This window comes from bacterium, assembly GCA_035530055.1.
Taxonomy (GTDB): Bacteria; UBA6262; WVXT01; order WVXT01; family WVXT01; genus WVXT01.
The window spans coordinates 1-23,903 of sequence record DATKVN010000079.1 but is presented as its reverse complement, the minus strand read 5'-3'; the positions used below and the strand labels follow the sequence as shown (position 1 = coordinate 23,903).

The window sequence follows — 23,903 nt, the reverse complement described above, 5'->3', positions numbered from 1 at the left end:
TCTTATTTGTGTTGGGCTAAGTATCTGAAAGCACTCAGTGCCGCTTTAGCCCCTTCTCCTGCTGCTACTATAATCTGTTTTGCAGGCACTTCAGTAACATCACCGGCAGCGAAAATGCCCGGGATATTGGTCTCGCTACGACAGTTTACCCTAATCTCACCCAGTTCGTTCTTTTCTAATTCTTTAGCAAATTCAGAATTAGGGATAAGACCGATTTCCACAAAAACTCCCTCCACAGGCAGTGTTTCTTCCTTATCCTCTCTTTTTATTTTAATTCCACTGACCATCCTATCTCCCAAAACAGCTGTGACCCGGGTGTTATTTAAGATAGATACTTTTTTACTTTCACGTACTTTCTCCCTCATTATCGCATCTCCAGTGAGGGCTGAGGTGATATTGATAAGATAGATATGTTTGGCTATCCGAATCAATTGTAGGGTTGCGTCTAAAGCAGAGTTTCCTCCCCCGATGACTGCTACATCCTTTTCAGCAAATAGAGGGGCATCGCAAGTAGCGCAGTAAGTAAGTCCCCTATTTTTAAATTCCAACTCCCCGGGCACGCCAAGTTCCCTCGACCTCTTGCCAGAGGCAATTACTGCTGTTTTTGCTTGGTAGGTGGCTTTGTCAGTCTTAACCCAAACCCCGTCATCTTTTCTTTTTAATTCTAACACTTCTTCATTTTCTTTTAATTCAATACTATATTTTCGCATATGTTCCTCAAACTTGCCCGTCAACTCAGGACCGGTAATGAATTGATAACCTGTGTAATTCTCTATGTCTCCACTCCACGCCGCCTGCCCACCGATATCTTTGGTAATAACTAAAAAGTTCATTTTCTTTCGGGCAGCGTAGACGCTGGCTGTTATACCTGCTGGCCCTGCCCCAATAATGATTAAATCGAACATTTTACTATTATCTCCCACAGGGTTATAACCCTAATGCTTTTCTTATCTTTTCCTTATCAAATCCCACTATAATTTCGCCATCGATGTCCAAAACAGGTACGGCCATCTGGCCTGACTTCTGAACCATCTCCTGTGCTTTTGCCTGGTCAGTGGAGACATCGATATCCTCAAAATCAATATTGTTCTCTTTTAAGAACTTCTTGGTCATCATGCAAAATGGACAGGTAGGGGTGCTGTAGATTTTAACTTTTTTATCCACAATACTGACCTCCTTTAAATTACAGGCTCTCCTTTAGCTCGGACAACTGTCTTAGATGGTCTTGCTCCTGTGTAATTAGCCGATCGACTATCTTATGGTCGTATTCTGGCACTACCTTCTTCATCCCTACATAGAAAATAATCGAATCTTTCTCAAATCCTATACCCAGGCTGATAGCTTCTTTATCGCCCTTTACATTTTTGGCTATCTCTCTACCTTTGTCTTTCTGGGTGAATACGTAGTCCCTGGCTAAAGCATTCATATATGCAAAATATTCTCCCGGATATGACTCTGGCGGTTCATATTTGTGCACTGAATCTAATATATTTTGAAAAACAGCTATGTGTTTTTCTTCTTCGCCTGCCAGATATTTGAACGTCTCCTTAGCCTTTTGATTCTTTAATTGCTCCACCAACGCATTGTAGAAATCTCTACCATTCTTCTCAATCTGAATTCCCAATTCTACTATCTCACTTCCTGCAAATATATTCACCACGTTACTCCCCCCTTTCTTAAAATTAGTTTAACCAAGAGCAATTCTTTCTCCCAATGCAAATGCCTTTTTTAAAACTTCCGGATATTTCAATATGCTTCCTTTTTCATCAACACCTGAACAAAAAAGCTCTTCTTTATAATCCACACCAATCGTGGCAAATAGATTTTTGACGATTGATTTCGCATTATGAAAAAAATCTTCTCTTGTGGTTCCCTCTACAGAAATAAAGCCACCCTTTCTTTTATTCTTAAAGATATCTTTTTTCAGTATATATTTTGCTCTCCAAATGCACTGGAAACGGTCTATCATCATCTTTGTCTGGGCGCTAAGGCTTCCAAAGAATATAGGTGAGGCTAAAATTACACTATCTGCGTCTTTTATCTTTTTGTAGAGTGGTTGCATATCATCTTCTATTATGCAGGAGCCATCATCTCTTAAGTTCTCACATTCCTGGCAAGGAGAAAATTTGAGGTTATTTAAGATAACTTTTTCTGTTTCAGCTCCTCTACTTCTGGCTCCCTCCAGGACCTTATCCAGGAGAATATCTGTGTTCCCGCCTATTCTGGGACTGCCGTTTATCCCTAATACTTTCACTTCTTAACCTTCTATTTTTTCCATAGGTTGCTCGCAACAAACAAGTTCACCGCCACCTACTTTTGTTACAGTAACTTCGTTACCACATACATTGCATCTGTACTTTTCCCCTACGTTTTCTACTGCCATAGGACACCCCCTTTTCATCTCCCTTTTGGGGAGAACCTCACTTTATCCCTTTCCCCACAGGGACTGAAGATACCAGCTTAATGGATTATATTCTTTAAATTGATTATATCATCTATAATAAAATCTGGCTTTGCTTTGATTATATCTTCTTTTTCCCCTATTCCGTAAGTAACGCCACATGTAATGATACCAGCTGTCTTGCCGGCTATTATATCTATATCCATATCACCCACTATTATAGCTTTTTCTCTATTTGCATTAAGCCTCTTCATCGACCTGTCTAAAGGACATGAAGAAGGTTTCATACAACCTATGTCATCTCCTCCTACAACATCTTCAAAATAATCATATATACCTAACTTATTTAGTGCAATTAGAGCGAATTCATAATTTCTATTAGTTACAACTGCCTTTCTCTTATTCTTGAAATATTCTAAAATTTCCTTCACGTTTGGGTAGAGAACAGAGTTATCTGTAGAATGTTTTCTATAATATTCTTCAAACACGGATAGGGCCTTCGTAAGAAGAGCTTCCTGTTTATTACCCAACGATTTTCTTATCAAATCCTCTATACCTGTGCCTATATAAGAACTTATTTCTGATATACTTTTCTCTTTAAGGCCAATTTTTTTCAAAGTAAAATTAACAGCATTGGCTATGTCATCTCTGGAGTCAACCAGTGTGCCATCTAAATCGAAAATAATAAGGTCTATGTATTTCATGTCCTTTTATAAGAAATCAATCTGGCATTAATAGCAACAATAATTGTGCTTAAAGACATTATCAGGGCGCCAACTGCGGGTGCTAAAATTATTCCATATTTATAGAGTACTCCAGCAGCCAAAGGAATGGCAAAAATATTGTATCCCGTAGCCCAAACTAAATTCTGCACCATCTTTCGCTGTGTAGCACGGGAAAGAGCAATAATATCAACCACATTTCTTGGGTCATTTTTGACCAAAATCACATCAGCTGTTTCCACAGCGACATCCGTACCTGCTCCTATGGCTATGCCCACATCAGCCTGAGCTAAAGCAGGGGCGTCATTGACCCCATCACCAACCATAGCTACTTTTTTACCCTGTCTCTGCAGTTGTTTTATCTTCTCTGACTTTTTGTCAGGTAAAACTTCAGCAAAATAAGTATCCAGTCCGAGTTGACCAGCTACATACTTGGCTGTTGCGTTATTATCGCCGGTGATCATCGCCATCTCCAAACCAAGATCTCTCAGCTTCCCTGCAGCCTCTTTAGATTCATCTCTGATAATGTCAGAAAGGCCGATGATGCCTTGAATTTTCTTGCCAGAAATAACAAAGACTATCGTCTTGCCCTGCGAGGCAATCTCTTCCATTTTCTTTTCTGCTTCTACTGATTTAACATTGGCTACATCAAATATGCCTTTGCTTCCAACAAAAATCTTCTCTCCCTCAATTTGCGCCTTTGCTCCTTTTCCAGCAATGGCTTCAAATTTTTCTACTTTAGACAACTTTAGATTCTTCTCTTTGGCTTTTTTAACTATCCCTTTTGCTATAGTATGTTCGGAATTTATCTCTACAGATGCTACCTTGCGCAATAAATCATCTTCACTCCAATCCCCTAAACTGATTATGTCTGATACGCCGAATTCTCCTTTTGTCAGTGTTCCCGTCTTATCAAATACAATCATCTGCAAATTGCGAGCGCTCTCAAAAGCAGTTCGATTCCTTATTAAAAGACCATTTTGAGCAGATAGCGCTGTAATAACTGCTATAACCAGGGGTATAGCTAAACCCAAAGCGTGAGGGCAGGTAATAACCATAACGGTTACCATACGCTCCAGGGCAAACACAAACTCTTTACCCAAAATAATCCAGGCTATAAGTGTAATTGTGCCGGCTGTTATAGCGATAAGCGTAAGCCAGAAAGCAGCCTTATCAGCAAAACTCTGGGCTCTGGATTTACTTTCACTTGCAGTCCTGACAAGTTCAATGACCTGGGATATATAAGAATCTTTTCCCGTCTTTTCCACCTGTATAGTCAGAGAGCCGCTTCCATTTACAGACCCACCGATGACACTGTTGCCTGCCTCCTTACTGACTGGCTTTGACTCGCCGGTAATCATAGCCTCGTTTATCTCTGAATCACCGTCAATTACTCGGCCATCAGCAGGAACTCTCTCTCCCGGTTTGACAAGAACTTTGTCGCCTTTCTTTAACTCCTCAAGTTTAATATCTCTCACTGAGCCGTCATCTAAAACTAAATGAGCCTGAGAAGGCATAAGTCTGGCTAACTCTTCCAGAGCGCGAGAGGCACCCATCACTGAGCGCATCTCAATCCAGTGACCCAAAAGCATAATGTCAATAAGAGTAACTAACTCCCAGAAGAAAAACTTTCCCCTGATTCCAAAAACAACGCCCGAGCTGTAAGCATAAGCAACCGTAATAGCCAGGGCAATAAGCGTCATCATGCCTGGCTGTTTTCTTTTTAATTCCTCAACTATGCCCTTAAGAAATGGCCTGCCACCATAAAAATAAACAAATGTAGAAATTCCAAAGAGAGCGAATTTATCGCCGGGAAATTTTAATGAGAATCTCAATAGAGACTGAACTAGAGGAGATAGAATTAAGACAGGAATAGTAGCAATTAAAGAAATCCAAAACCTTCTTTTGAAATCCTCAACCATATGAGCGTGATGAGCAGCGTGTCCTTTTTCTGCATGTTTATGTGCAGCATGCATTTTATGATCAATTTTCATTTCATCTTTGCCTAGAAATTTATTTTTACAGTGCTCACTGCAAAAATAAAAAGTTTTTCCATCCTTTTCCAATTTAATCGCATCTTGAGGATTGACTTCCATCCCACAAACAGGATCTTTAAGCATCTCGTTTTCCTTTAATATCCTGAAAATTTTTCTATTTTGATTTTATCTTGTTGAACGCCTAATTTATTTCTTAAAATATTTATTAAACTTTCTACCATCCTGGGAGGTCCACAGATATAAAAGATTCTTTCTGTATAATCCGGCATTTCTTCTTTTATCATAGTATCATCTATATAACCAGTTCTGCCTTTCCAGATTTTTCTGTCTATATCTGAGGAGGTTAAAGTGTAAACTATGCGCAGATTCTTATTAACTGACTGCATATTATCTAAATCCTGCCTGAATATAATATCTTCTTCTCTGTTATTGCCATACAGTAACACCATGTCTGTGGGCAACATTGAATCTGTGGTGAACTTACATATGCTTCTTATGGGAGTTATGCCAATGCCTCCTGAAAGAAAGGCTATTTTCTCATATTCTCCCTCAAATGTGAAAGAACCATAAGGCATCTTCAATCTCGTCCAATCCCCGGCTTTTAATCTTTCCAAGGCCTGGGAAAATTCACTATCGGTTATTCTCTTAGTAAACTCTACGTACCTTTTCTCCGTAGGAGAATTGGAAAAAGAAAAATGTTTCGTCCTCTCTACCCCATCAATTTTTATTGTAACAAAAAAGAATTGCCCTGGTTTAAAATTGACATCTTCTTTTATTTTAAAGCGGAAGCTTTTTACATTATGGGTTCTTTGTACTATATCTAATACTTCTGTTTCGAATTTAATCATCGTCTCTACTTGGTTAGTATTATATGGTCTGACTCTATCTCCATCAAGGCTTTAAAGAATTCCTTTATCTCTTCCTCCGTGGCTTGATTTCTTGCTTCTGTGTAAAATTTAACTGCCCTTTTTTCTCTCCTGTTGGCCTCTTCTATATTCTCCCGGTCAGAATCGACTGCTTTATCTAACCCTGCTTTTGAATCTGGTTTCTCTATCTTTAGATGTTTGCATATGACTGAGGCGTGTTCTCTTTCAACTTTTGATAAACCTTTAAACATACTGGAAACATAAACGTCTTTGCTCCTTTCAGATACCGCTTTATAAAAATTTGTATTATCTATCTCCAGTTCTAATGCTTTCCCCAAATTCTCCTTGCTTATCTCTGACAAAGATTCACTCTCCAGCAATTTCCATTCTTTTGCTAATAATTCCGGGGACACAATACTTAATTATCTTATCCTATCACCTTTCGCTTTTTCAATATTTTCCCCATTATCTCCAAAATTCGACCACAGTTTTTTCAACATCTAATATCCCAGTCGTGCTCGCCTATTGTTATACTGTTACGGGAGTTTGGGCAGAACTTTCAAAAGTTCAGGACCGGGCTTCAATAATTAAGTATTGTGTCCCCAGAACTTCCCCCAGAACTTTTAGTAATTTTCGCAAAGAAGCTCATAGAATTCTCGCGGATGAGCGCAAGCTGGACATTCTTCAGGTGCCTCTTTTCCCTCATGGACATACCCACAATTACGACATTTCCATTTAACCACGGTATCTTTTTTGAACACCCTGCCCTCTTTTACATTCTTAAGCAATTTTCTGTATCGTATTTCATGCTGTTCTTCTACTTCTGCTATTTCCTTAAATTGAACGGCTATTTCTTCAAAACCTTCCTGGCGCGCTACTTCTTCTGCCTGTTTATAAAGTTTTGTCCATTCAAGGTTCTCTCCGGCTGCTGCTGCTCCCAGATTTGCCGCTGTGTCTCCTATCACCCCAGCTGGATAGGAAGCTGTAATTTCTACATCTCCTCCTTCTAAAAGTTCAAAAAACCTCTTGGCGTGTTCTTTCTCATTATCAGCAGTCTCTAAAAATATTGCCGCTATCTGCTCATAGCCCGCCTTTCTTGCCACGCTGGCAAAATAAGTATAGCGATTTCTTGCCTGCGATTCTCCGGCAAAAGATGCCAGCAAATTCTTCTCTGTTTTGGTTCCTTTTATAGCCTTTCCCATAATTTCACTTCCTTCCATGAAACTCAGATTTACGAAGTAGTGCTTTTTTTGATTCCATAATTCACCCTTAATTCATTAAAGAACTAACCCGATTAATCATCCCCATTTGCCCTTGCCTATGTGGACTTCTATCTCAGCCTTGATAAATTGACTCAATAGTCTTGCCTCATCCCTTGCTTTCGTAAATATAGCTACGCACCCCGGGTCTAGATTATCCTTGATGCCTGTCTCGGCGATAGAATGCACCTGGTCCAATACAGCTGCCAGGCCCATATGGAGTTGATTTGTGCACCTCGCCTTATCAACAAGTTTTGCTTTATCATCTGTCAACTTTACGAACTTATCCTTTGGTGCGCCACAGCGAGGACATTTATCCGGCGCATTTTCGCCGTCGAAGACATAATTACATATACTACATTTAAACTTCGCCATTTTTCACCTCCTCCTCTATTAAATCCTCAGAACATCTCCTCGTCCTTTATCCCTTCAGTCAAGAAATGACAGAAAAGTCTACAAACCTGTTTCTCTTATCACCCTTCTTATTGCATCTGCGGAATTCTTAAATGCCTGCTTTTCTTGTGGGTTAAGCTCAATCTTCAAAACTTCTCTTACACCCTCTTTATTGATTACAGCGGGAAGGCTTAAATATATATCGTTTATCCCTAAGTAATCTTCAACTAAAGAGGAAACGGGTAAAATAGCATTCTCATCATTCATAATTGCCTGGGTTATTCTTACCAGAGCCAGACCTATCCCATAGGAGGTCTCTTGCTTTCTTTCGACTATTTCATATGCCGAATCTCTCACTTCAGCAAAAATCTTGCTGAGTTCTTCATCGCGCTGGCAGGTGGCAGCTCTTTTGCAGATGTAGCAGTAGTCCTTAAACAAAACTCCGCCAATCATTGCCCTGCTCCAGACAGGGAACTCACTATCTCCATGTTCGCCCAGAATATAGGCATGGATATTTCGAGGGTCAACATTGCAATGTTTGCTTAAAAGAAATCTAAATCTCGCTGTATCTAAAACTGTTCCTGAACCAATTACCTTTTCTTTAGGTTTTGAGGAAAATTTATAAGCAGCGTAAGAAAGGACGTCCACGGGATTACTAACGATCAGGAGGATAGCAGAGGAGGCGTATTTTACAATTTCAGGAATTATTTTTCTGTAAAGTTCCACATTATCTTTTGCCAGGTCAAGGCGGGTCTGATTTGGCTTCTGTTTTCTGCCTGCAGTAATTACGACTAAATCTGAATTTTCTATCAGGGAATAATCTCCAGCAATTATCTCTACGGGTGAGATATAAGGAGCGCCATGGGAAAGGTCCATAACTTCACCTTCAAGCTTTTTCCTGTCCAAATCTACAAGAACAAGTTGACGCACCCCGCCTTTCATTATTAAAGCGTAGGCATAACGCATACCCACATTCCCACAGCCAATGATAGAAATTTTTGGTTTTAAATCAGCCATCTTTCACTTCTTCTTCATCCCCTAAAAAAATCTGTATATACTGCCAAGCCCAGGGCTAATCCAGAAAAAAAGAATATAAAAAAGTAATTGATTTTATCTTTCTTTGAGCTTAATTTGCACAGAATAGTCCCTAAGACATTGTAGTCGTGCTCGGAGAGTTTATCTTGGGAGAGGAGTTTATCTACAAGTTTTGTCCTACCCAATTCTCTATGCAGGATACTGTCATATCTGAATTTGTACATAAAATATACAAAGAATCCTCCTACCCCTGTATACCAGAAAATTTTTGCCAACAAGGGATTAAAATCTAAAACTACATTCACCGCCCTTATGGCAATTACGGCAATAAGGGCAACAAAAAAGAATACCCAGGATGTTATCGGCTCCTTACAGGCTTTAAGCCTGAAACAATCGTAGCAGATGAATTTTTCGTTATTATCTGGCTTCATTTACTCTCCTCCGATTTTTTGATTTTTCGTAGTATCTCTCTACAAAATGCCGGTAAATCGAAAGGTTTGCGAGAAGTAATCAGATTGCCATCCACAACAACTTCCTTGTCAATAAACTTTCCACCAGCATTTACCAGGTCATCTTTTATAGCGTAAAAACCGGTTACCTTCTTACCCTTCACTATCCCCGCTGATACCAGAACCCAGCCTCCATGACAGATAGCAGCAACAAGTTTATTTTTCTTATACATTTCCCTTACAAAGTTATTTACTTCTTTGTATCTTCTCAAAATATCAGGAGCATATCCTCCGGGGATAACTACTCCGGAAAAATCAGCCACCCTTGCCTTTTCTATAGGGAGTTGTTCTACTGCGGGGTAGCCTTCCTTACTCTTATACTCCCTCTTTCTCCCTGTTCCTACGAGGAGAGTTTCTATGCCATCTTCCCGTAGACGCAGATAAGGATACCAGACTTCTAAAACCTGATAATTATCTTCAACAAGAACCGCTACTTTAGCCATCCTCGCCTCCTTCTTCGTCGATAACTTTTATATACTCCTTCAAGAATCCGAATAATCGAATAACAAACTACTCATACCTGCTCAATGAAAATATCCGGCAGCTATCCTTCCCAAAAGTAATCCTGCACCACAGGATACAGCACCTATCAACAATGTCTCCAATCCACTTACAAGCCAGTTACTCTTTGTAACTTTAGTCTTAATTACACCCAAAATAAAAAGAAACCCCAAAACTAAAAATGCAGAAATAACCAACGCCTTACTTACATTGGCAAAGAGAAAAAATGGAAAAATCGCAGGAAATGCACCCAAAAGAAACGCCCCCGCAGATATGAGTCCTATTTCAAAAGGTTTATCAATCAATCCAGGACTTATGCCAATTTCTTCCTGAACCATAAATTCAAGCCATCTTTGTTTATCAGCAGTAATACGTTTTACGGCAATTTCCTGTTCTTCTTTAGTAAATCCCATACCATTGAAAATATCTCTTATCTCTTGGGTTTCTTTTTTAGGATCCTCTTCTATTTCTCTTTTTTCTCGCTCAATCTGATTCTCAAAGAAGTGTTTCTGAGCTTTGGTAGACATATAAGAACCAAAGAATATTGCCAGCGTGCCAGCTACTATCTCCACTAGACCCGCTAATATTATCCTATTCCTTATTACTAAAGAAACCGAAATTCCGGCAATAAAGGAAACCGTGGCAACAAGCCCTGTATCAACGGCATAAACTATATCCCTTATAATCCTTCCTTTTGTTGTATGCCAATCCTCTCCATGCTAGGCCTTAAGTCTTTCTTCTAAAGGACTTCTAATTAACTGTACCATTAATTTTTCTTTTTGACCTTCTATTACCTTTTCAGCAAAAATGAGATACTAGTTCTCGTTAGCCCTTTCCAGCACCAGACTGTTGTGCTGGAAATACCACAATTGCTTACGATTATCTCCCTGCGCCATAAAAAAAACAGATATTCGAAAAAAAACCCCTAACCATCGTTAGGGGCATCTTTGCCTTTCGACTTCTTCGTCAATTAAAATAAGCCCAACGAAAATTTATCTGTCAAGCCTATTATTAAATTTTCATTAATTGGGTAATCTAACTTATAATATTACTTAACCCTTGTCAATACTTTTTTTCTCTTCTTTTCCAGTCTCATTTTTATACAGCAACAACCTCTTTTACCTCGGGCACTTCTTGTTTTATCACCTTCTCTATGCCCGCTTTCAGGGTCATCTGGCTCAGCGGACATCCGCGACAGGCACCAGTCAATCTTACCTTGACTACCCCATCAGAAGTGACCTCTATTAGCTCTACATCTCCGCCATCTGCCTGAAGCGATGGCCTTACCTTATTTAAAGCAGCTTCTACTTTTTCTTTCATTGCATCCTCCTTTTTTTTCTCTTCATTAATTGTTATTAAGTACCATTTATTCTATACAACTTATCCATAACTGTCAAGAACTTTGTATGGCACATATATCTTCTTTTAGCGTGTTTTATCATTTTTATCATCGCCGGAATATTCTTTTAATCCCTTTGTAATTCTTGGTTTTCTGGCTATTGACCTATTTTTTATGTATTTATTGTAAACTTCCTCTCCCACACACTCTTTTGCGTATCTACACCAATCGAGGCAACTGGTGCCTTGTTGACGCATTACAGTCTTCTTGCAATTGGGGCAAGTTGCCTGAACCTCATTTGTCCATATCTCTACTTCCTCAGAGCAGAAAGGGCAGTTTATAATCTCTGGCTGGGGCTGTCTAAACCTTTGAGCCCCCGGACACTTAAAAATCATTATTTTAGCTTCCCTCCTTTTATGCTGATAGTAACCTCTTTGAATGGTATATCTTTACCCGAGGCAGAAATAGCCGATTTAACAATACTTACCAGCCCAAAACAACAAGGCACCTCCATATACGTGCAGGTTATAGACTTTATGTTGTTATTTTTTAAAATCTGAGTAATCCTCTCTTTGTAAAACTCAACGTCATCAAACTTAGGACAGCCTACAAGTAAAATCTTCCCTTTTAATAAATCATCGTGGAAATCCGCATAGGCAAAGGGAACACAATCTGCAGCTATCAATAAGTCGGCATCCTTTAGATAAGGTGCGCTCGGCGGAACAAGTATAATCTGCACAGGCCATTGTCTGAGCCGAGATATACCTTTAGAGACAGCTTTCTTTCCTTCAGCCACTTCTTCTCTCTCTCTAAAATCCATTATCTTTGAACCAGGGCATTCAGGAAAAGGAGACATATGTTTATGCTTACCAGGTAAATGTTCTTGTTCAAGATGAATTTCTATATTTTTCTCTTTTAAGAAACCTATTGCCTGTTTAAGATATTCGCTCTGGTTATGCTGTTTAAGATGTTCTAAGTGCGCTTTAATTACATTCTTTCCCTGTTTCACGATATTTTCCATAACCTTTCTTTCATCATACTCTTGAGCTTCTCTTTCTTCTATAGTAATTGCTCCTTCAGGGCAGTAGCCAATGCAGGCACCTAAACCATCGCAGAATAAGTCACTTATAAGCCTTGCCTTCCCATCTATTATCTGTAAAGCCCCCTCAGGGCAGTTGGGAATGCACAGGCCACAGCCATTACACTTTTCTTCATCTATCTTTATTATCTTTCTCTTTGCCACAGCTTATCCTCCTTTTGCTCTATAAGTCCGGGTCTCGCCTAATAAAGACACTAACGTAATATCTTTTAATTCAGAGATAACATACTTTTGGATAGCATCTATTCTTTTCTTAAGCTTACAAATCTTTATATCCGGGCAAATCCGCTTTTTAAAAATGCATTCATTCAGTTTTAATGAACCCTGGAATATTTCGATTAAATCAGCAAGAAATATTTTATTCGGTGCAAGGGCCAACATAAAACCACCACCTTTACCTTTATATGACCTAAGTAGTCTTTTTTTATTTAATATCTGCAGTATCTTCCTTAAAAACGGCCCGGGAATTCTTAAGTTTCTATTCAACTCAGAAACAGGAACTATCTCTTTTTCACACTTAGCAATAAAACAGAGAGCTCTTATTGCATAATCGGTATCTCTGGTAATTAACTTCATCCCCCGAGCCCTCCTCTTATCCCGCTAAGTCCATTAGGTCCAAATTGATTTCTATTATAATGATACTAAATTAGTATCATTTTGTCAAGAAAAAAATTTAGGGGATTCAAATTTTGAAGATAAAATTTACTAAAAACCTATATCAGTAACCGTAGTCAGCTTTTATGCTGGAAACCTTTGTCTTGGCATCTAAATCGATGAGAGACTTTGCTTCATCAGACATCTGTAAAAACTTATGCCACCACGCCTCACTCATCACCTGCGCTAATTTCTTAATCTGTTTGATACGAGGAAGAGCAATCCGTTTAAAGCTTGCCTGTAAACTGTCCCAATCTTTTGTCTCGGGGTCGCTAAACGATTCTTTAAAATAGGCCCGTCCACACATCGGTCCGGCAAAGAGATCTGCTACTATCCCGTACTGGGAAGAATATTGCTCGAAATCGACAGCAGCACTCAAAAGTAACATAGGCCTGGGAACAATTTTAGCCATCGCTTCCGCTGCCTCTCTTATAACTTTTGCATCGCATATTTTGGTAATCTTATCGCCCTCTTCCACCCAGAGAACGGGCACTTGAGTCTTATAAAAATGTCCCAAAGGGCCGAAATCCTCCGCCATCTTCACCACGCCATCGGGTAGCCTTCTAGCCAAATCAGCCTTCGATTCACCCGGCAATTGAAATATCAGTGTCTCGTTGAACAGGGGCTTGCCCAGCTTCCGGCATCTTTCAAAGACTCCCTGGAGCCACTCTAAGTTCTTTTTCCAGCTCTCTTTATGGTCTGGATTAAGCTTCACCAGTGTTTTAAAACCATCTACCTCATCCTTGCATTCCTCCGGCTCGATAGCTAACTGGGCAAGCTGACCACGGCCATCATCAACCGGGATGGTATTAGTATCCTCAAGTCTACCGATAAGAAGAACGTTCTTCCCCAGTAACTCCCTGAAACCAGGACTTCTGAAGGCTAACTGATTGAATAGAGCAGCCGTAGGAATCCCACCTAAAGACTTAGCAAATCTCCGGCATACTTCTTTCACATCCTCATCAGTACCTTTTCTGCTTTCCCCAATGTGCTTCAGATAAGATGTAGTTAACTTGAGATAAGAATTATGTTGATCGGAAGCAAAAACATCTAAAGTGCCAGAAGGTGCATATTTAGCTAATACCTTAAAGATAGACTCTTCCACCTCAATCCCATCAGGAAATTTCGCCCAACTACCCATTTCTTCCTCCTTGTTTACATAAAATTATTTTCGCTACCTAAAGGACTACCTGCTCAGGGAAATTTATTTTACTAAATACTTTCCACGGTTGCAAGTAAAATAATTTATGTTTTATGTTTGGCCTGCTTTCGGGGACGACTGATACAGAAGTACTACTTACCGTGGATAGAGCAGATAAAGAATGGAAAGGAAATTCAGTCAATTAAAGGAGTTTCCCGAAAAAGAGAGGGCAAGGGGTTTATATTATACCCACACGTTTTCTTTCCGCTAATAAAATGATATGTCTCAATTCTTCGATATTCCTCGCCTTTAACCAGTTCCTATCAAAATCTTTGTCCTGGGCAATCTGGGCAATAGCTGCTAAGGCGCGGAGGTGGAAATTCCGTTCATCAGAAGAGCCCACCAGAACAAATAGAGTGTGCACCAGTTGGGGTGTATCAGGAAAAACAATTCCTTGTCTGCAGCGCACTATTAAGATGTCAAACTTGCCAGCTCCTTTGACAACGATGTGGGGTAGTGCCAGCCCGGGAGCAACCACTGTGCTTGATTGTTTTTCTCTTTTCATAAAAAGATTAAACAAGGTCTTTTCGTCTATCTGTAATCGTCTGGATAGAACATTTGCTACTATTTTAAACATGTCTTCAGCCATAAATTTTGTAGTGGTAGCTGGGTCGTAGTCTAAAATTTCACATTTCTTTATAAGGTCATCAAATCTATCTTCCACAATCTTATCCCGCTCAACAATAATCTCTCTTAACTCTTCCGGTAAAGTAGCGTCAACTAACTCTCTGGCAGTAACTCGTTCAATAACATGCACCAGCGCCGCCTGGCGACTTACTTTGTTCCTGGCGTAAACTAAATACCAGACCAGTCCACAAACGATAAAAATCCCGGTTATGGAAAGAGGAACCCTTCCCATTTCAAAAATAAGAAATCCATATCCCACGATTCCTAATATATGAATCCAGGGATAGAGGGGAGAACGAAATTTTGGCCGATAACTCTGTATCTTGCTTTCTCGCATAACAATAAGGGATAGATTTACAGATAGAAACAATAGAATCATTAGAGTAGATGCTGTCTTGACCAAATCCTCCAGACTTAAGAATAAGATAACTATAATCATAAAAGCACTGGTAAAGATTATAGAAAAATGAGGCGTTTTAAACCTGGCATTTATTCTCTGAAAAAATTTAGGTAAGAGGTAATCCCGGCTCATAGCCATCGCATCCCGGGAAGCGGTTAAGATACCGGCATTAGCCGTAGAGATAAACGCCAAAAAGGCAGCAAAACCGAGTATCAGACCCCCTGAATTTCCCATGAAAGTGCTGGCGCCAAGGGAAATGGGAGTAAGAGAATGGGAAAGCTCTGTAGAATCGAGCAATCCTACTGTTATGAACACAACCAGAGCATAAAGAATCATCACAATAGTAAAAGCAAGAAACATTCCCAAAGGGATATTGCGTCCCGGATTTTTTACCTCTTCTGCCACACAGCATATCTTTGTTAAACCTCCAAAGGAAACAAAAACAAGACCTGCAGTAGCAAAAACCGAACCCCAGCCAAAAGGGAGAAAGGGAGCATATCTTTGTGGTTGAATAAGTAGAAAGCCACGAAAGACATATAAGAGGAGTATACCGATAAGAGAAAGGACCAATGCTACCTGGAATCTTCCGGTATGTTTAACACCGATGATATTAATAAACATAAACAAGAGACAGCATCCTATAGCAATAAGTCTTATTTGTGTCCCTGTAATACCGGGGTTAATCAGCATAGCAAATATGCCTATTCCCACAAGGGCAAAGGCGCTCTTAAAACTCAAGGAAAACCAACTGGCAAGTCCCCCGATGGTACCTATGGGAGCTCCCATGCTTCTCTCAATAAAAAAATAGACTCCCCCTGCTTTAGGCATAGCAGTAGCCAGTTCCGCCTTGGCAAGCATTGCCGGCAAGATGAGAATGCCAGCTAAAATATAAGAGAAGACCACAGCAGGTCCAGTCTTTGCATATGCCAGAGCGGGCAAAATAAATAATCCCGAACTAATCATTGCCCCGGAAGCAATAGAGAAGACATCGAGCAGACCAAGTTTCCTTTCTAATTTTTCTTCCATAGTCTATTAAATAACTCCTCTTCTCCTTCATATCGTGACTTAATACTACACGACAAAAAGACAAAAATCAAGTTCTTTTTTGTGATTTTGCGTGGCGGGTATATATCATTTACGCAGGGAGGCTTTGGAGAAAATGTATTCGGGTATCTCCACATCGAACTCAACGGAATCGATGATGAATTCTGTTCCTTCTCCTTTCTTTAATACGTCTTTAAAGACCATTCTCTTGGGATACCACCGCTTTCCCACCTTAAACACTTCCTTGATAACAAATCTTTTCAAAAGTTTGCCGCTCTTGGCAAAAAGCTCTTCCTTCAGGGGAAGATACCGCTCCTTATCCACCCACATTTTTCGCCGGTAGTAAGCTATACCTTCCTTCTTTGCCGAAAGTTCAAGAATATGGCAATCGCGGCCATCTATATTCTCATCCCCGGTTAATTCCGCATTATACATATTACTCAGTCTTGGATCTTCCATATAATCCTCATATGATAAGTCAGAACCCATCACAGAACGCTTCAACATGTGGCCGGCTATTTTAATCGTGCGGTCTGTTGCAGGCGAGTAAATCCATAATTCGTCACCAATCTTGAGCATTTTTGTCCCTCTCTCCCGGGCAGGCGAAAGGTACTCGGTAAAAGCTCTGTCCACACCCTGTATCCAGGATTCAGCCTGCAACGTGCGGGTTGCCCGGCGACCTTTTATCACCATCGTAGAGGTAGCCCTGCGGTTTTCTGCGGTATAATTATCGTCCACTCTTTCCAGAATAGCTTTTCCCGATGGCTCCTGTCCATAAAGGAGAGTACAATTTATTAGCAAGATAATAAGAATCAATTTTCTCATACTTCTAACTCCTTAAATAATTGTGCAGTCTGTCTCCTGTAAATTCCAATTCCCGCAAACATCGTGCCCACCACCGAGGCAACAAGACCGGGCGCGAATCCAATAACATAACTCCATCCTGTTACCCGCGCCCGCATAACATTAGATATAAGCATAGTAGATTTTTGCATCACAGCTGCAAAATCGATTCCTGTATATTGCAGGTAATAGGAAATCGCTAAACCGAGCACTGTTCCCAGGCTAGAACCGATAAAACCGATGATGATTGATTCATAAATCATCCAGCGGTAGAGACTCCCTTTAGGTTCTCCCATAGCCAGGCGAACACCTATCTCACCGTAACGACGAAGACCATTTATCAAACCGGAATTCCAGAGAACAATAGACATCACCACTACGAAAATGAGAACTATTATCCCTCCAAAAACATCAACCAAATCGAGATATTCTCCGAGCCCACTATGCTGGCTCAAACTTAGCATTAGAGGAGAAAAATCATCGTCATCTCTTAAAAATTTATCATTGAATCTCTGCGTTAATGCCAACATAGTATCATCATCGTAGAGCATATTTTCAGAATAACCCACAATCTCGCTTGCGCCATCCTCCATATCCAGAGCAGACTGAACATCTTTAATATCAGCGATAATAGCGCCCCTATCCATTGCTGTTATACCAAAACGCACAGTCCCGGAAACTTTGAAATTATATATAGCCATAGCGCCGTTCATAGTGGAACTAATTAAAGTAGCCACCTCACCTATTTCAACGCCCAATTTTTCAGCAAATTCTTCACTGATTAATATTTCATTTCTCTTTTGGGGCAGTCTTCCCAGCACCAGGGCACTCTTTAGATTCAATATATCTTTTTCCTGAGATTCCGGGCTGAGCAAATCTACTCCCAATCCCATTACCGGACCCTGCGCCCGCGTCTCGCCCCTCTCATCAGGAATATCCAGCAACCCTCCGAAACGGGTCCGCGGTGTCCATACCATATTTTTTTCACTACTTCGTAATCGTTCAAGTAGACTATTAACCCCTAAAAGAGCCAGATCATTAGGCATCTGGTCAGCCATTTCTTCATAAGCCCGGGTCATAATTTTTACATGACCTGTATCAAATTTAGCATTGGAATTAACCAAATCATCCATTGTGCCTTTCATAAAGCTATAAAGAAATACAGTCAAAAAAGCACCTGCACTCACCATCAAAACAGGAAACAGGCTCCGGGAACGGTCTCTCAATAAACCCTTTATTAAGAATCTAATCATGATATTTTCCCTTTCAAAGCCTCTGTTGGCTTCATCTTTGAAATTTTTCTCGTGGGCAAGAAACTTACGATTGTTACGGTTACCATAACAATAAATACAGTACCTAAAACAAGGCCCACAGAATATGATGGATACAACCTCCCTGCCAGGGCAAAGCCATACTCTTCTGTAGCTTGAGGTATCTTCATCCCTGTTTTACTATAAAAGATTATCCAGGGGATTCCATAAATTGCTCCTATACCAATGGCAAGAATTCCATGCATCGCTCCCTCAAGAGTAAATAGAGCTATCACTTGAAGTCGGGTCATTCCCAGGGCAATGAGAGTGCCTATCTCTTTTCTGCGCTTGAAAATAGATAGAACCTGCGTATCAAAGATTGCCAGCATTGCTAAAAAGAGCAATATAGCATACAAGATACCTGCGCTAATTCTTTTTGACCTTACCACCTGATTAATATCAGTCAGGAGAAATCTTTGGTCCTTGAATTTCCAATCAGATATATCTCGTTGGCCTTGAACATTTTGACCTACCACAATTATGGTTGCTTCATCTTTCAGGGTGACCATTTTCTGCAACTCTTTAAGGGGAACCCATAACTGCCTTTTATCCATAGTCGGTACTTGTGTATTCATAATTTCAACTATCTTGCCTTCCACAGCATCAAAAGTTCCCTTGACATCTCTCCAGCGAATCGTTAAATAGTCACCTATATCAAGAGAAGTGCTTCTTGCCATGCGTCTTCCAATTAGGACCGGTAATGCGTCTTCTTCTTTCTCCAGGCCCGCTGAGGGTATTCCCAGAATTGTCTGTCCCGGCTCAATCCCCTTCAGTAGCACTGTTTGAACCCTTCCTTCAGGATAGATTGCTGCCTGCCTGATTAATATCGGCGTGGCTTTTTTATCTTCTATCAAACCGGTAAGCTCTGCCGGTATCGGGCCGTGGCTCTCATCATAAGAAAGAGGGTCAAAGGGGTCATAGTTCTTGTGCCAGTATTGACCGCCGGCAATCTCATCTTCAATCACTGCCTGGGAGCCATGTTTTAGCATTCCCGTAAAAATACCCTGATGCCAGATAATAAGAACATAAGCAAGGGAAAGTACTGCCACGTTAAGCCAGGTTCTAAGACCGGCTCCCTTGATATTCCGATATGCTAATTTTAACGCTAACATTTTTTCTCTCCCTTTTTAATGTATAACTTCATCTTTGGCAACCTGGCCATCGACTAAATAGATTTTTCTTTTCAAATAGCCGATTACCTTCTCATCGTGCGTGGCAAAAATAAAAGTGGTCTTCAATTCCTTATTCAATTTAACCATTCTTTCTAATATGTTGTACGAATTTTCAGCATCCAGATTAGCCGTAGGTTCATCAGCAAGAACCAGCTCCGGCTGTTTCACAATAGCGCGGGCAACTGCTACGCGCTGCGACTCTCCTCCGGAAAGCTGCGCCGGTCGGGAGTCAACCTTATCGGTCATGCCCAGCCATTCCAGTGCATCCAGCACTTTCTTCTTTCTTTCTTTTTCAGACATCCCCATAATAAGCAGGGGAAACTCAACATTTTCAAAGACTGTATATACCGGCAACAAATTATACGTCTGAAAAATAAACCCCATATGCCTGCATCGCAGCCGGGCAGCTTCCTTATGAGACAGCACCTCTATCTTTTTACCCAATACAGTAGCACTTCCCTCAGATGGGATATCGAGCGAACCGATAATATTCAGGAGAGTTGTTTTCCCCGAACCACTGGGACCAATAATACCGCAGAATTCTCCTTTTTCAAATTGAAGATTAATATCTCTTAGCGCGGTAAATTGACTCTTTCCCATAGGATAACGCTTTACCAGATTCTCAATTTTTACCAGATTCATACTAGTTCTCCTTTCTTATTTCAATGGTTATATGTTAGCAGACACAAAAAGCCGGTTCCACCGTACAGTCCAGCCTCATCTTCCATGCTGGAAAAAACGCTCAAATTAATCAGCCAGTTATCATAAGTCCTCTGCCAGTCAAAATATGTATAGATTCTCTCCTTTTTCCAGTCATAATACCATATGGCGTTGACACTATCAAGCATTGTTACGCTGAAATCTACCGACAAAGCTGAAAACCTGTTAACATTCTCCTGCTTGAATACTTCTGGCCCTGATGACTCAATAAAATGTTCAAACAAAGCATGGATACCGGGCCCTACTGCAAAAGTATAATCTGTACCAACAGTCAAAAACTCCTGCCAGAGAGACTCCTTTCCATTTATCTTCCCTGCTACTGCTTCAAACCATAAACCCACACCTATATCCCAGTTACCATCAAGTCCATAGCGGTTCTCAGAACCCCCCGCCAACTCGGGCTTGGGAGCCATCTTCCTCTTCCAGTCCTCAGAGTCCAGATACCTTCGGTGAAAACTGAATGCTATTTCTCCCCGGGGCACAGGATGTTGAAAGCGTCCCCCGAATTCCAATCTATCCTCGTCTGTCTTGAACGTTTCCAGTCCTTTAAGTTCATCGTTGCCATACAAGCCCCAGACCCAGATGTTCGCATTGTTCAGGAAATAATACCGGCCAAGCAAACCATAAACCCCATCGGTTAATCCTAACGGATCGCGAACATCAACCTGGTCGAACCACATCAATGAGCGGAGAATTTTCGCCGGGCCGAAATTTATCTTCTGCAGGCCAAGCCGCACCTCCAGCTGTGAAGTCGCGTAACGCGCCCACAAGCGGTAAAGTTTGATATCATTATCCTCGTCAAAAATATATGCATTCAATGAAATATCGCCATCGATATAACTTTCTTCAGCCAGGGGATGGGATACCATCAATTCAGGAATATACCTTATGCCTCCCTGCAAGTCTTCACTGTAGCCAACCCAGGCCGAAACCTGCCCATTCACCATAATCTCTTCCGCTTGGCAATAGTCACTTAATAATAACAATATGAAAAGAGATAATAAGAATATTTTTTTCATATTTATTTCTTCAAAACTCCGTAATAGAAGAAATTGAATGCATCTTTCATTAATGAAGCAAAATCCGGATACAGCTTTTGCAGATTCTCGTCCTTAAAAACCTCTTTCATTACATTCATCATATAAATAACGAAGTCAACTTTGATATCGGAACGGATTTCTCCATTTTTCTGGGCATCGAGAAATATTTTCCTGAGCTCATCAAGAAAGTTTTTAGTCTCTTGTTCAATATATTTCTTCAATTCCGGCTCACTGCCCGTCATAAGGTCTTTTATGAATTCCCTGCTGTACTCATCAGTGTACTCCATTTTGGTCACCAGCACTTTCTTCAGTCTTTCTTCAAAAGGCACATCCATTGCCAGAATACTATTTATACGCTCTCTTCCTTCACCATATATGCTTTCTAACACATGCTTTGCTATGGCAGTCTTACTAGGGAAATATCTATAAAAAGTCATTTTGCTTACCTCGGATTCCCGGCATATCTCTTCAATACTCACCCGCTTAATACCATAACGGAAAAATAACTCTTTCGCCTTTTCCACCAAATGGACCATTTTAGGACTCAATTCTTTATCTTTTGTGTCCTTCATGTTACATTTCCCCCCTTAAGGAACGACAATCGTCACATATTACTATTTGCGTAATTATTGTAACATAACTAGTTGAATTTGTCAAGTACATTATTCTTACTACATTTTTGCGATGGATAAAAGGTGTGAAGCCTTGCCCCGCGTAGGCCCCGGCCAGACCGATGGCGCAAGACTGTAAATTTTGGGTGGGTCAGATGTGAGGAAGCTTACTACCCAGGAATGAGACCTTCTCATCTAATTGTTGAATTATCCTATATTGTTCTTTTAGCTTGCTAATTCCGCCGTTTACCATAAGATTGCGCAAACTGTCTCTATACCCGCAATAGCTGGACAAAACTCCCAGCCAGAACATAAACTTTGATTTTAAATCCTGGTTTTGAACTAAAGAAGATAGTATCTCTTCAGAGCGATGAGCAAGAGAAAATGAGGTTTTCTTAAACCATCTGAAGGTGGCATAGAGATAGCCTAACTCCCAGAAACAATTTATTCTATCTGAAAAGTAATCAAAATCTGTAGTCAAAGCCTGAATCTTATCTCCGATATTTGCAATCCGAAAATTCCAGATATGAGGGTCTTCAATGCCACAACCATAAGTAAATTTTAGCCCTGAGTCTTCAATCTTCGGCAGGATAACTTTGCTCTTAGGCAAAAATTCAAAATCGCCACCAACTTCTTTGGCTAACTGTATTGATACATTAACGATGGAAGGGATAACAAATGTCTTCTGTCTTTGATTGATAGAATTGACATCTCTAAGATAATCAAAAACGGAAGTTAAACTTAAAGAAATATCAGCGGGATTGTTTAGCAAATAATCTGATAGAAATTCACCTATGTAGTCACAGACTATAGTTCTATCTGGGGGATACACACTCACTATTTCAGGAGATAATTTCCCATTGCACTTTAGAAAAGTTGTAGTCTCAAGAAGTCTTAGATACTCATTTTGCTTCGCATAGGTTGTGGAAACGTAACGCCTATATTTTTTGTCCAGAATGCTACATACTATTTTGTTCTCCCATCTGTTCTCGGTATTTAAGGTTCTCTCAAATGTGTAACCATATTTATTTAAGGGAAAATATAGTTTTCGTGGTAAATCTATCAGTACATTTGCCCTGTCCATAAAAGGCCTTATTTTCTGTCTTTTTAATATTATTCTGTCTCCTCGGGAAGATCTTCGGGTTTTTCCTCATATTCTTCTCCGGGTTCTTCCTCGTATGTCTCTTCGGGTTCCTCCTCATATGTTTCTGAAGGTGTGTACTCTTCTTCATAAGATGATTTTTCTACGATGATAACCTTGGCCACCTTCTCGCTATTTCTAACCACAAAATTAATTCCCACACTATCGCCAACTGCAATCTCTTCCAGTGAGTTTACATTTTCAATTTTAACTTCTGGATCTACGGCGTAGGTAACGTCTACTTCTTCGTCACTTTCATAATCATACTCTTTAACTATAATTTGGTTAGAAGATAGGCCACTCACTCTGCCCCAGGAATATTGCAGTTCCTCTTCTTGAGCTAATGGTGCCCCAGACACATAGCACATCAAAAAAAGCAACGCCAATACCATCCCTCCCATTATATACCTCTTCATTTCTTATCACCTCCTTTGGTGGTTGATTTTATTTTCGTCCGTTTCTTCTTTAGCTCCTTTAACCTTTCTAAATCTTGTTTAAAAGTCTCCAGTTCAGCAAGACCTATCGTAATAGCATTAAGCAATTCCTTATGAGCTTTTTCCTTTGGTTTCAATAAACAATAATAGACATTAAATCCCTCTCTCCTATCCCCAGCTATGCCGGTTAATCGCAATCGCGCGAGATGTTTGGAAAGATTTGACTGATTTTTATTAAGAATTTCACAGAGTTCAGCTACGCTTAATTCTTTCTTGTTCAGCAGATTTATGATTCTCAGACGCGTATCGTCAGCAAAAGACTTTAATATTTGCCGTGCTTTTTTGATGCTCATAAGCAAGTCTCCTTTTTACCAATATAGTATATGACCATTTGCTCATACATTTTATCATAAAAAGTTATAAAGTCAAGTCTTTTTTTTAAGCTGTCAAGTATATTTAGAAATGTCCTATTTTTACACAATTAGAAATGTCCTGTTTTTATATTTTTGATATGTGTTAATAAGGATAACTTTTTGGATATCTGCTTATTCTAAATCTACGCCATGGGTGATTCTTTGGAGGAAT

30 protein-coding genes are annotated in these 23,903 nt (G+C 40.1%); all 30 read right to left on the bottom strand.

Annotated features, from left to right (window positions below; translation table 11 throughout):
• Positions 1 to 2: 2 nt before the first annotated feature.
• Positions 3 to 905 (bottom strand): FAD-dependent oxidoreductase, encoded by a 903-nt coding sequence (locus tag VMW39_06425; protein ID HUW23646.1) that lies wholly within the window; start codon positions 903 to 905, stop codon positions 3 to 5.
• 22 nt (positions 906 to 927) lie between these two features.
• On the bottom strand, positions 928 to 1,164 hold the full coding sequence (locus tag VMW39_06420; GenBank protein ID HUW23645.1) for a glutaredoxin domain-containing protein: 237 nt from the start codon (positions 1,162 to 1,164) through the stop codon (positions 928 to 930).
• Between the two features lie 19 nt (positions 1,165 to 1,183).
• A complete protein-coding gene (locus VMW39_06415; protein HUW23644.1) occupies positions 1,184 to 1,657 on the bottom strand; it encodes a ferritin family protein in 474 nt (157 codons plus the stop codon).
• A gap of 30 nt (positions 1,658 to 1,687) precedes the next feature.
• Entirely contained in the window at positions 1,688 to 2,254 is a 567-nt protein-coding gene (locus tag VMW39_06410) for a flavodoxin family protein (GenBank protein ID HUW23643.1), read from the bottom strand.
• Between the two features lie 3 nt (positions 2,255 to 2,257).
• Positions 2,258 to 2,383, bottom strand: a complete 126-nt coding sequence (locus VMW39_06405) for a desulfoferrodoxin FeS4 iron-binding domain-containing protein (protein HUW23642.1) — start codon at positions 2,381 to 2,383, stop codon at positions 2,258 to 2,260.
• Between the two features lie 77 nt (positions 2,384 to 2,460).
• On the bottom strand, positions 2,461 to 3,105 hold the full coding sequence (locus VMW39_06400; GenBank protein ID HUW23641.1) for an HAD-IA family hydrolase: 645 nt from the start codon (positions 3,103 to 3,105) through the stop codon (positions 2,461 to 2,463).
• The gene (locus tag VMW39_06395) at positions 3,102 to 5,243 is read right to left on the bottom strand and encodes a heavy metal translocating P-type ATPase (GenBank protein ID HUW23640.1); all 2,142 of its coding nucleotides are present in this window, start codon (positions 5,241 to 5,243) and stop codon (positions 3,102 to 3,104) included. Before VMW39_06395 ends, VMW39_06400 begins: the two co-directional genes overlap by 4 nt.
• Positions 5,244 to 5,254: 11 nt before the next feature.
• On the bottom strand, positions 5,255 to 5,968 hold the full coding sequence (locus VMW39_06390; GenBank protein HUW23639.1) for an FAD-dependent oxidoreductase: 714 nt from the start codon (positions 5,966 to 5,968) through the stop codon (positions 5,255 to 5,257).
• Positions 5,969 to 5,973: 5 nt separating this feature from the next.
• Complete coding sequence (locus VMW39_06385) at positions 5,974 to 6,348, bottom strand: ferritin family protein (GenBank protein HUW23638.1); 375 nt, start codon at positions 6,346 to 6,348, stop codon at positions 5,974 to 5,976.
• Positions 6,349 to 6,609: 261 nt separating this feature from the next.
• Positions 6,610 to 7,188, bottom strand: a complete 579-nt coding sequence (locus tag VMW39_06380; protein ID HUW23637.1) for a rubrerythrin family protein — start codon at positions 7,186 to 7,188, stop codon at positions 6,610 to 6,612.
• A gap of 96 nt (positions 7,189 to 7,284) precedes the next feature.
• On the bottom strand, positions 7,285 to 7,620 hold the full coding sequence (locus tag VMW39_06375; protein ID HUW23636.1) for a rubredoxin: 336 nt from the start codon (positions 7,618 to 7,620) through the stop codon (positions 7,285 to 7,287).
• Between the two features lie 78 nt (positions 7,621 to 7,698).
• Positions 7,699 to 8,655 (bottom strand): L-lactate dehydrogenase, encoded by a 957-nt coding sequence (locus tag VMW39_06370; GenBank protein ID HUW23635.1) that lies wholly within the window; start codon positions 8,653 to 8,655, stop codon positions 7,699 to 7,701.
• A 14-nt stretch (positions 8,656 to 8,669) separates the two neighbouring features.
• Positions 8,670 to 9,104 carry a hypothetical protein gene (locus VMW39_06365; protein ID HUW23634.1) on the bottom strand — a complete coding sequence of 145 codons (435 nt, stop codon included), beginning with the start codon at positions 9,102 to 9,104 and terminating at the stop codon, positions 8,670 to 8,672.
• A complete protein-coding gene (locus VMW39_06360) occupies positions 9,101 to 9,625 on the bottom strand; it encodes a type 1 glutamine amidotransferase domain-containing protein (protein ID HUW23633.1) in 525 nt (174 codons plus the stop codon). The genes VMW39_06365 and VMW39_06360 overlap by 4 nt, the downstream gene beginning before the upstream one ends.
• Before the next feature lie 81 nt (positions 9,626 to 9,706).
• Complete coding sequence (locus tag VMW39_06355) at positions 9,707 to 10,357, bottom strand: VIT1/CCC1 transporter family protein (protein HUW23632.1); 651 nt, start codon at positions 10,355 to 10,357, stop codon at positions 9,707 to 9,709.
• Positions 10,358 to 10,781: 424 nt separating this feature from the next.
• A complete protein-coding gene (locus VMW39_06350; protein ID HUW23631.1) occupies positions 10,782 to 11,003 on the bottom strand; it encodes a NifU family protein in 222 nt (73 codons plus the stop codon).
• 105 nt (positions 11,004 to 11,108) lie between these two features.
• The gene (locus VMW39_06345) at positions 11,109 to 11,417 is read right to left on the bottom strand and encodes a hypothetical protein (protein ID HUW23630.1); all 309 of its coding nucleotides are present in this window, start codon (positions 11,415 to 11,417) and stop codon (positions 11,109 to 11,111) included.
• A complete protein-coding gene (locus tag VMW39_06340) occupies positions 11,417 to 12,265 on the bottom strand; it encodes a 4Fe-4S binding protein (protein ID HUW23629.1) in 849 nt (282 codons plus the stop codon). Before VMW39_06340 ends, VMW39_06345 begins: the two co-directional genes overlap by 1 nt.
• Before the next feature lie 3 nt (positions 12,266 to 12,268).
• The gene (locus VMW39_06335; protein HUW23628.1) at positions 12,269 to 12,697 is read right to left on the bottom strand and encodes an Rrf2 family transcriptional regulator; all 429 of its coding nucleotides are present in this window, start codon (positions 12,695 to 12,697) and stop codon (positions 12,269 to 12,271) included.
• A 142-nt stretch (positions 12,698 to 12,839) separates the two neighbouring features.
• Positions 12,840 to 13,916 carry a hypothetical protein gene (locus VMW39_06330; protein HUW23627.1) on the bottom strand — a complete coding sequence of 359 codons (1,077 nt, stop codon included), beginning with the start codon at positions 13,914 to 13,916 and terminating at the stop codon, positions 12,840 to 12,842.
• A 238-nt stretch (positions 13,917 to 14,154) separates the two neighbouring features.
• Positions 14,155 to 16,029 carry an amino acid permease gene (locus VMW39_06325; GenBank protein ID HUW23626.1) on the bottom strand — a complete coding sequence of 625 codons (1,875 nt, stop codon included), beginning with the start codon at positions 16,027 to 16,029 and terminating at the stop codon, positions 14,155 to 14,157.
• A gap of 105 nt (positions 16,030 to 16,134) precedes the next feature.
• Entirely contained in the window at positions 16,135 to 16,872 is a 738-nt protein-coding gene (locus VMW39_06320; protein HUW23625.1) for an outer membrane lipoprotein-sorting protein, read from the bottom strand.
• The gene (locus VMW39_06315; protein HUW23624.1) at positions 16,869 to 18,143 is read right to left on the bottom strand and encodes an FtsX-like permease family protein; all 1,275 of its coding nucleotides are present in this window, start codon (positions 18,141 to 18,143) and stop codon (positions 16,869 to 16,871) included. Before VMW39_06315 ends, VMW39_06320 begins: the two co-directional genes overlap by 4 nt.
• Positions 18,140 to 19,312 carry an FtsX-like permease family protein gene (locus VMW39_06310; protein HUW23623.1) on the bottom strand — a complete coding sequence of 391 codons (1,173 nt, stop codon included), beginning with the start codon at positions 19,310 to 19,312 and terminating at the stop codon, positions 18,140 to 18,142. The genes VMW39_06315 and VMW39_06310 overlap by 4 nt, the downstream gene beginning before the upstream one ends.
• A gap of 15 nt (positions 19,313 to 19,327) precedes the next feature.
• Positions 19,328 to 20,014, bottom strand: a complete 687-nt coding sequence (locus tag VMW39_06305; protein HUW23622.1) for an ABC transporter ATP-binding protein — start codon at positions 20,012 to 20,014, stop codon at positions 19,328 to 19,330.
• Between the two features lie 20 nt (positions 20,015 to 20,034).
• Positions 20,035 to 21,111 carry a hypothetical protein gene (locus VMW39_06300; protein HUW23621.1) on the bottom strand — a complete coding sequence of 359 codons (1,077 nt, stop codon included), beginning with the start codon at positions 21,109 to 21,111 and terminating at the stop codon, positions 20,035 to 20,037.
• Between the two features lie 2 nt (positions 21,112 to 21,113).
• Positions 21,114 to 21,704 (bottom strand): TetR/AcrR family transcriptional regulator, encoded by a 591-nt coding sequence (locus VMW39_06295; GenBank protein ID HUW23620.1) that lies wholly within the window; start codon positions 21,702 to 21,704, stop codon positions 21,114 to 21,116.
• Between the two features lie 190 nt (positions 21,705 to 21,894).
• Positions 21,895 to 22,827, bottom strand: a complete 933-nt coding sequence (locus VMW39_06290; protein ID HUW23619.1) for a hypothetical protein — start codon at positions 22,825 to 22,827, stop codon at positions 21,895 to 21,897.
• Between the two features lie 29 nt (positions 22,828 to 22,856).
• On the bottom strand, positions 22,857 to 23,300 hold the full coding sequence (locus VMW39_06285) for a hypothetical protein (GenBank protein HUW23618.1): 444 nt from the start codon (positions 23,298 to 23,300) through the stop codon (positions 22,857 to 22,859).
• Positions 23,297 to 23,671 carry a metalloregulator ArsR/SmtB family transcription factor gene (locus VMW39_06280; GenBank protein HUW23617.1) on the bottom strand — a complete coding sequence of 125 codons (375 nt, stop codon included), beginning with the start codon at positions 23,669 to 23,671 and terminating at the stop codon, positions 23,297 to 23,299. Before VMW39_06280 ends, VMW39_06285 begins: the two co-directional genes overlap by 4 nt.
• Between the last annotated feature and the right edge of the window lie 232 nt (positions 23,672 to 23,903).

Coding starts and splice junctions, on each gene's coding strand:
- VMW39_06425 (HUW23646.1), bottom strand. CDS start 905: ATGTTCGATTTAATCATTATTGGGGCAGGGCCAGCAGGTATAACAGCC.
- VMW39_06405 (HUW23642.1), bottom strand. CDS start 2,383: ATGGCAGTAGAAAACGTAGGGGAAAAGTACAGATGCAATGTATGTGGT.
- VMW39_06400 (HUW23641.1), bottom strand. CDS start 3,105: ATGAAATACATAGACCTTATTATTTTCGATTTAGATGGCACACTGGTT.
- VMW39_06395 (HUW23640.1), bottom strand. CDS start 5,243: ATGCTTAAAGATCCTGTTTGTGGGATGGAAGTCAATCCTCAAGATGCG.
- VMW39_06390 (HUW23639.1), bottom strand. CDS start 5,968: ATGATTAAATTCGAAACAGAAGTATTAGATATAGTACAAAGAACCCAT.
- VMW39_06380 (HUW23637.1), bottom strand. CDS start 7,188: ATGGGAAAGGCTATAAAAGGAACCAAAACAGAGAAGAATTTGCTGGCA.
- VMW39_06375 (HUW23636.1), bottom strand. CDS start 7,620: ATGGCGAAGTTTAAATGTAGTATATGTAATTATGTCTTCGACGGCGAA.
- VMW39_06370 (HUW23635.1), bottom strand. CDS start 8,655: ATGGCTGATTTAAAACCAAAAATTTCTATCATTGGCTGTGGGAATGTG.
- VMW39_06365 (HUW23634.1), bottom strand. CDS start 9,104: ATGAAGCCAGATAATAACGAAAAATTCATCTGCTACGATTGTTTCAGG.
- VMW39_06360 (HUW23633.1), bottom strand. CDS start 9,625: ATGGCTAAAGTAGCGGTTCTTGTTGAAGATAATTATCAGGTTTTAGAA.
- VMW39_06350 (HUW23631.1), bottom strand. CDS start 11,003: ATGAAAGAAAAAGTAGAAGCTGCTTTAAATAAGGTAAGGCCATCGCTT.
- VMW39_06345 (HUW23630.1), bottom strand. CDS start 11,417: ATGATTTTTAAGTGTCCGGGGGCTCAAAGGTTTAGACAGCCCCAGCCA.
- VMW39_06335 (HUW23628.1), bottom strand. CDS start 12,697: ATGAAGTTAATTACCAGAGATACCGATTATGCAATAAGAGCTCTCTGT.
- VMW39_06330 (HUW23627.1), bottom strand. CDS start 13,916: ATGGGTAGTTGGGCGAAATTTCCTGATGGGATTGAGGTGGAAGAGTCT.
- VMW39_06325 (HUW23626.1), bottom strand. CDS start 16,029: ATGGAAGAAAAATTAGAAAGGAAACTTGGTCTGCTCGATGTCTTCTCT.
- VMW39_06320 (HUW23625.1), bottom strand. CDS start 16,872: ATGAGAAAATTGATTCTTATTATCTTGCTAATAAATTGTACTCTCCTT.
- VMW39_06315 (HUW23624.1), bottom strand. CDS start 18,143: ATGATTAGATTCTTAATAAAGGGTTTATTGAGAGACCGTTCCCGGAGC.
- VMW39_06310 (HUW23623.1), bottom strand. CDS start 19,312: ATGTTAGCGTTAAAATTAGCATATCGGAATATCAAGGGAGCCGGTCTT.
- VMW39_06305 (HUW23622.1), bottom strand. CDS start 20,014: ATGAATCTGGTAAAAATTGAGAATCTGGTAAAGCGTTATCCTATGGGA.
- VMW39_06300 (HUW23621.1), bottom strand. CDS start 21,111: ATGAAAAAAATATTCTTATTATCTCTTTTCATATTGTTATTATTAAGT.
- VMW39_06295 (HUW23620.1), bottom strand. CDS start 21,704: ATGAAGGACACAAAAGATAAAGAATTGAGTCCTAAAATGGTCCATTTG.
- VMW39_06290 (HUW23619.1), bottom strand. CDS start 22,827: ATGGACAGGGCAAATGTACTGATAGATTTACCACGAAAACTATATTTT.
- VMW39_06285 (HUW23618.1), bottom strand. CDS start 23,300: ATGAAGAGGTATATAATGGGAGGGATGGTATTGGCGTTGCTTTTTTTG.
- VMW39_06280 (HUW23617.1), bottom strand. CDS start 23,671: ATGAGCATCAAAAAAGCACGGCAAATATTAAAGTCTTTTGCTGACGAT.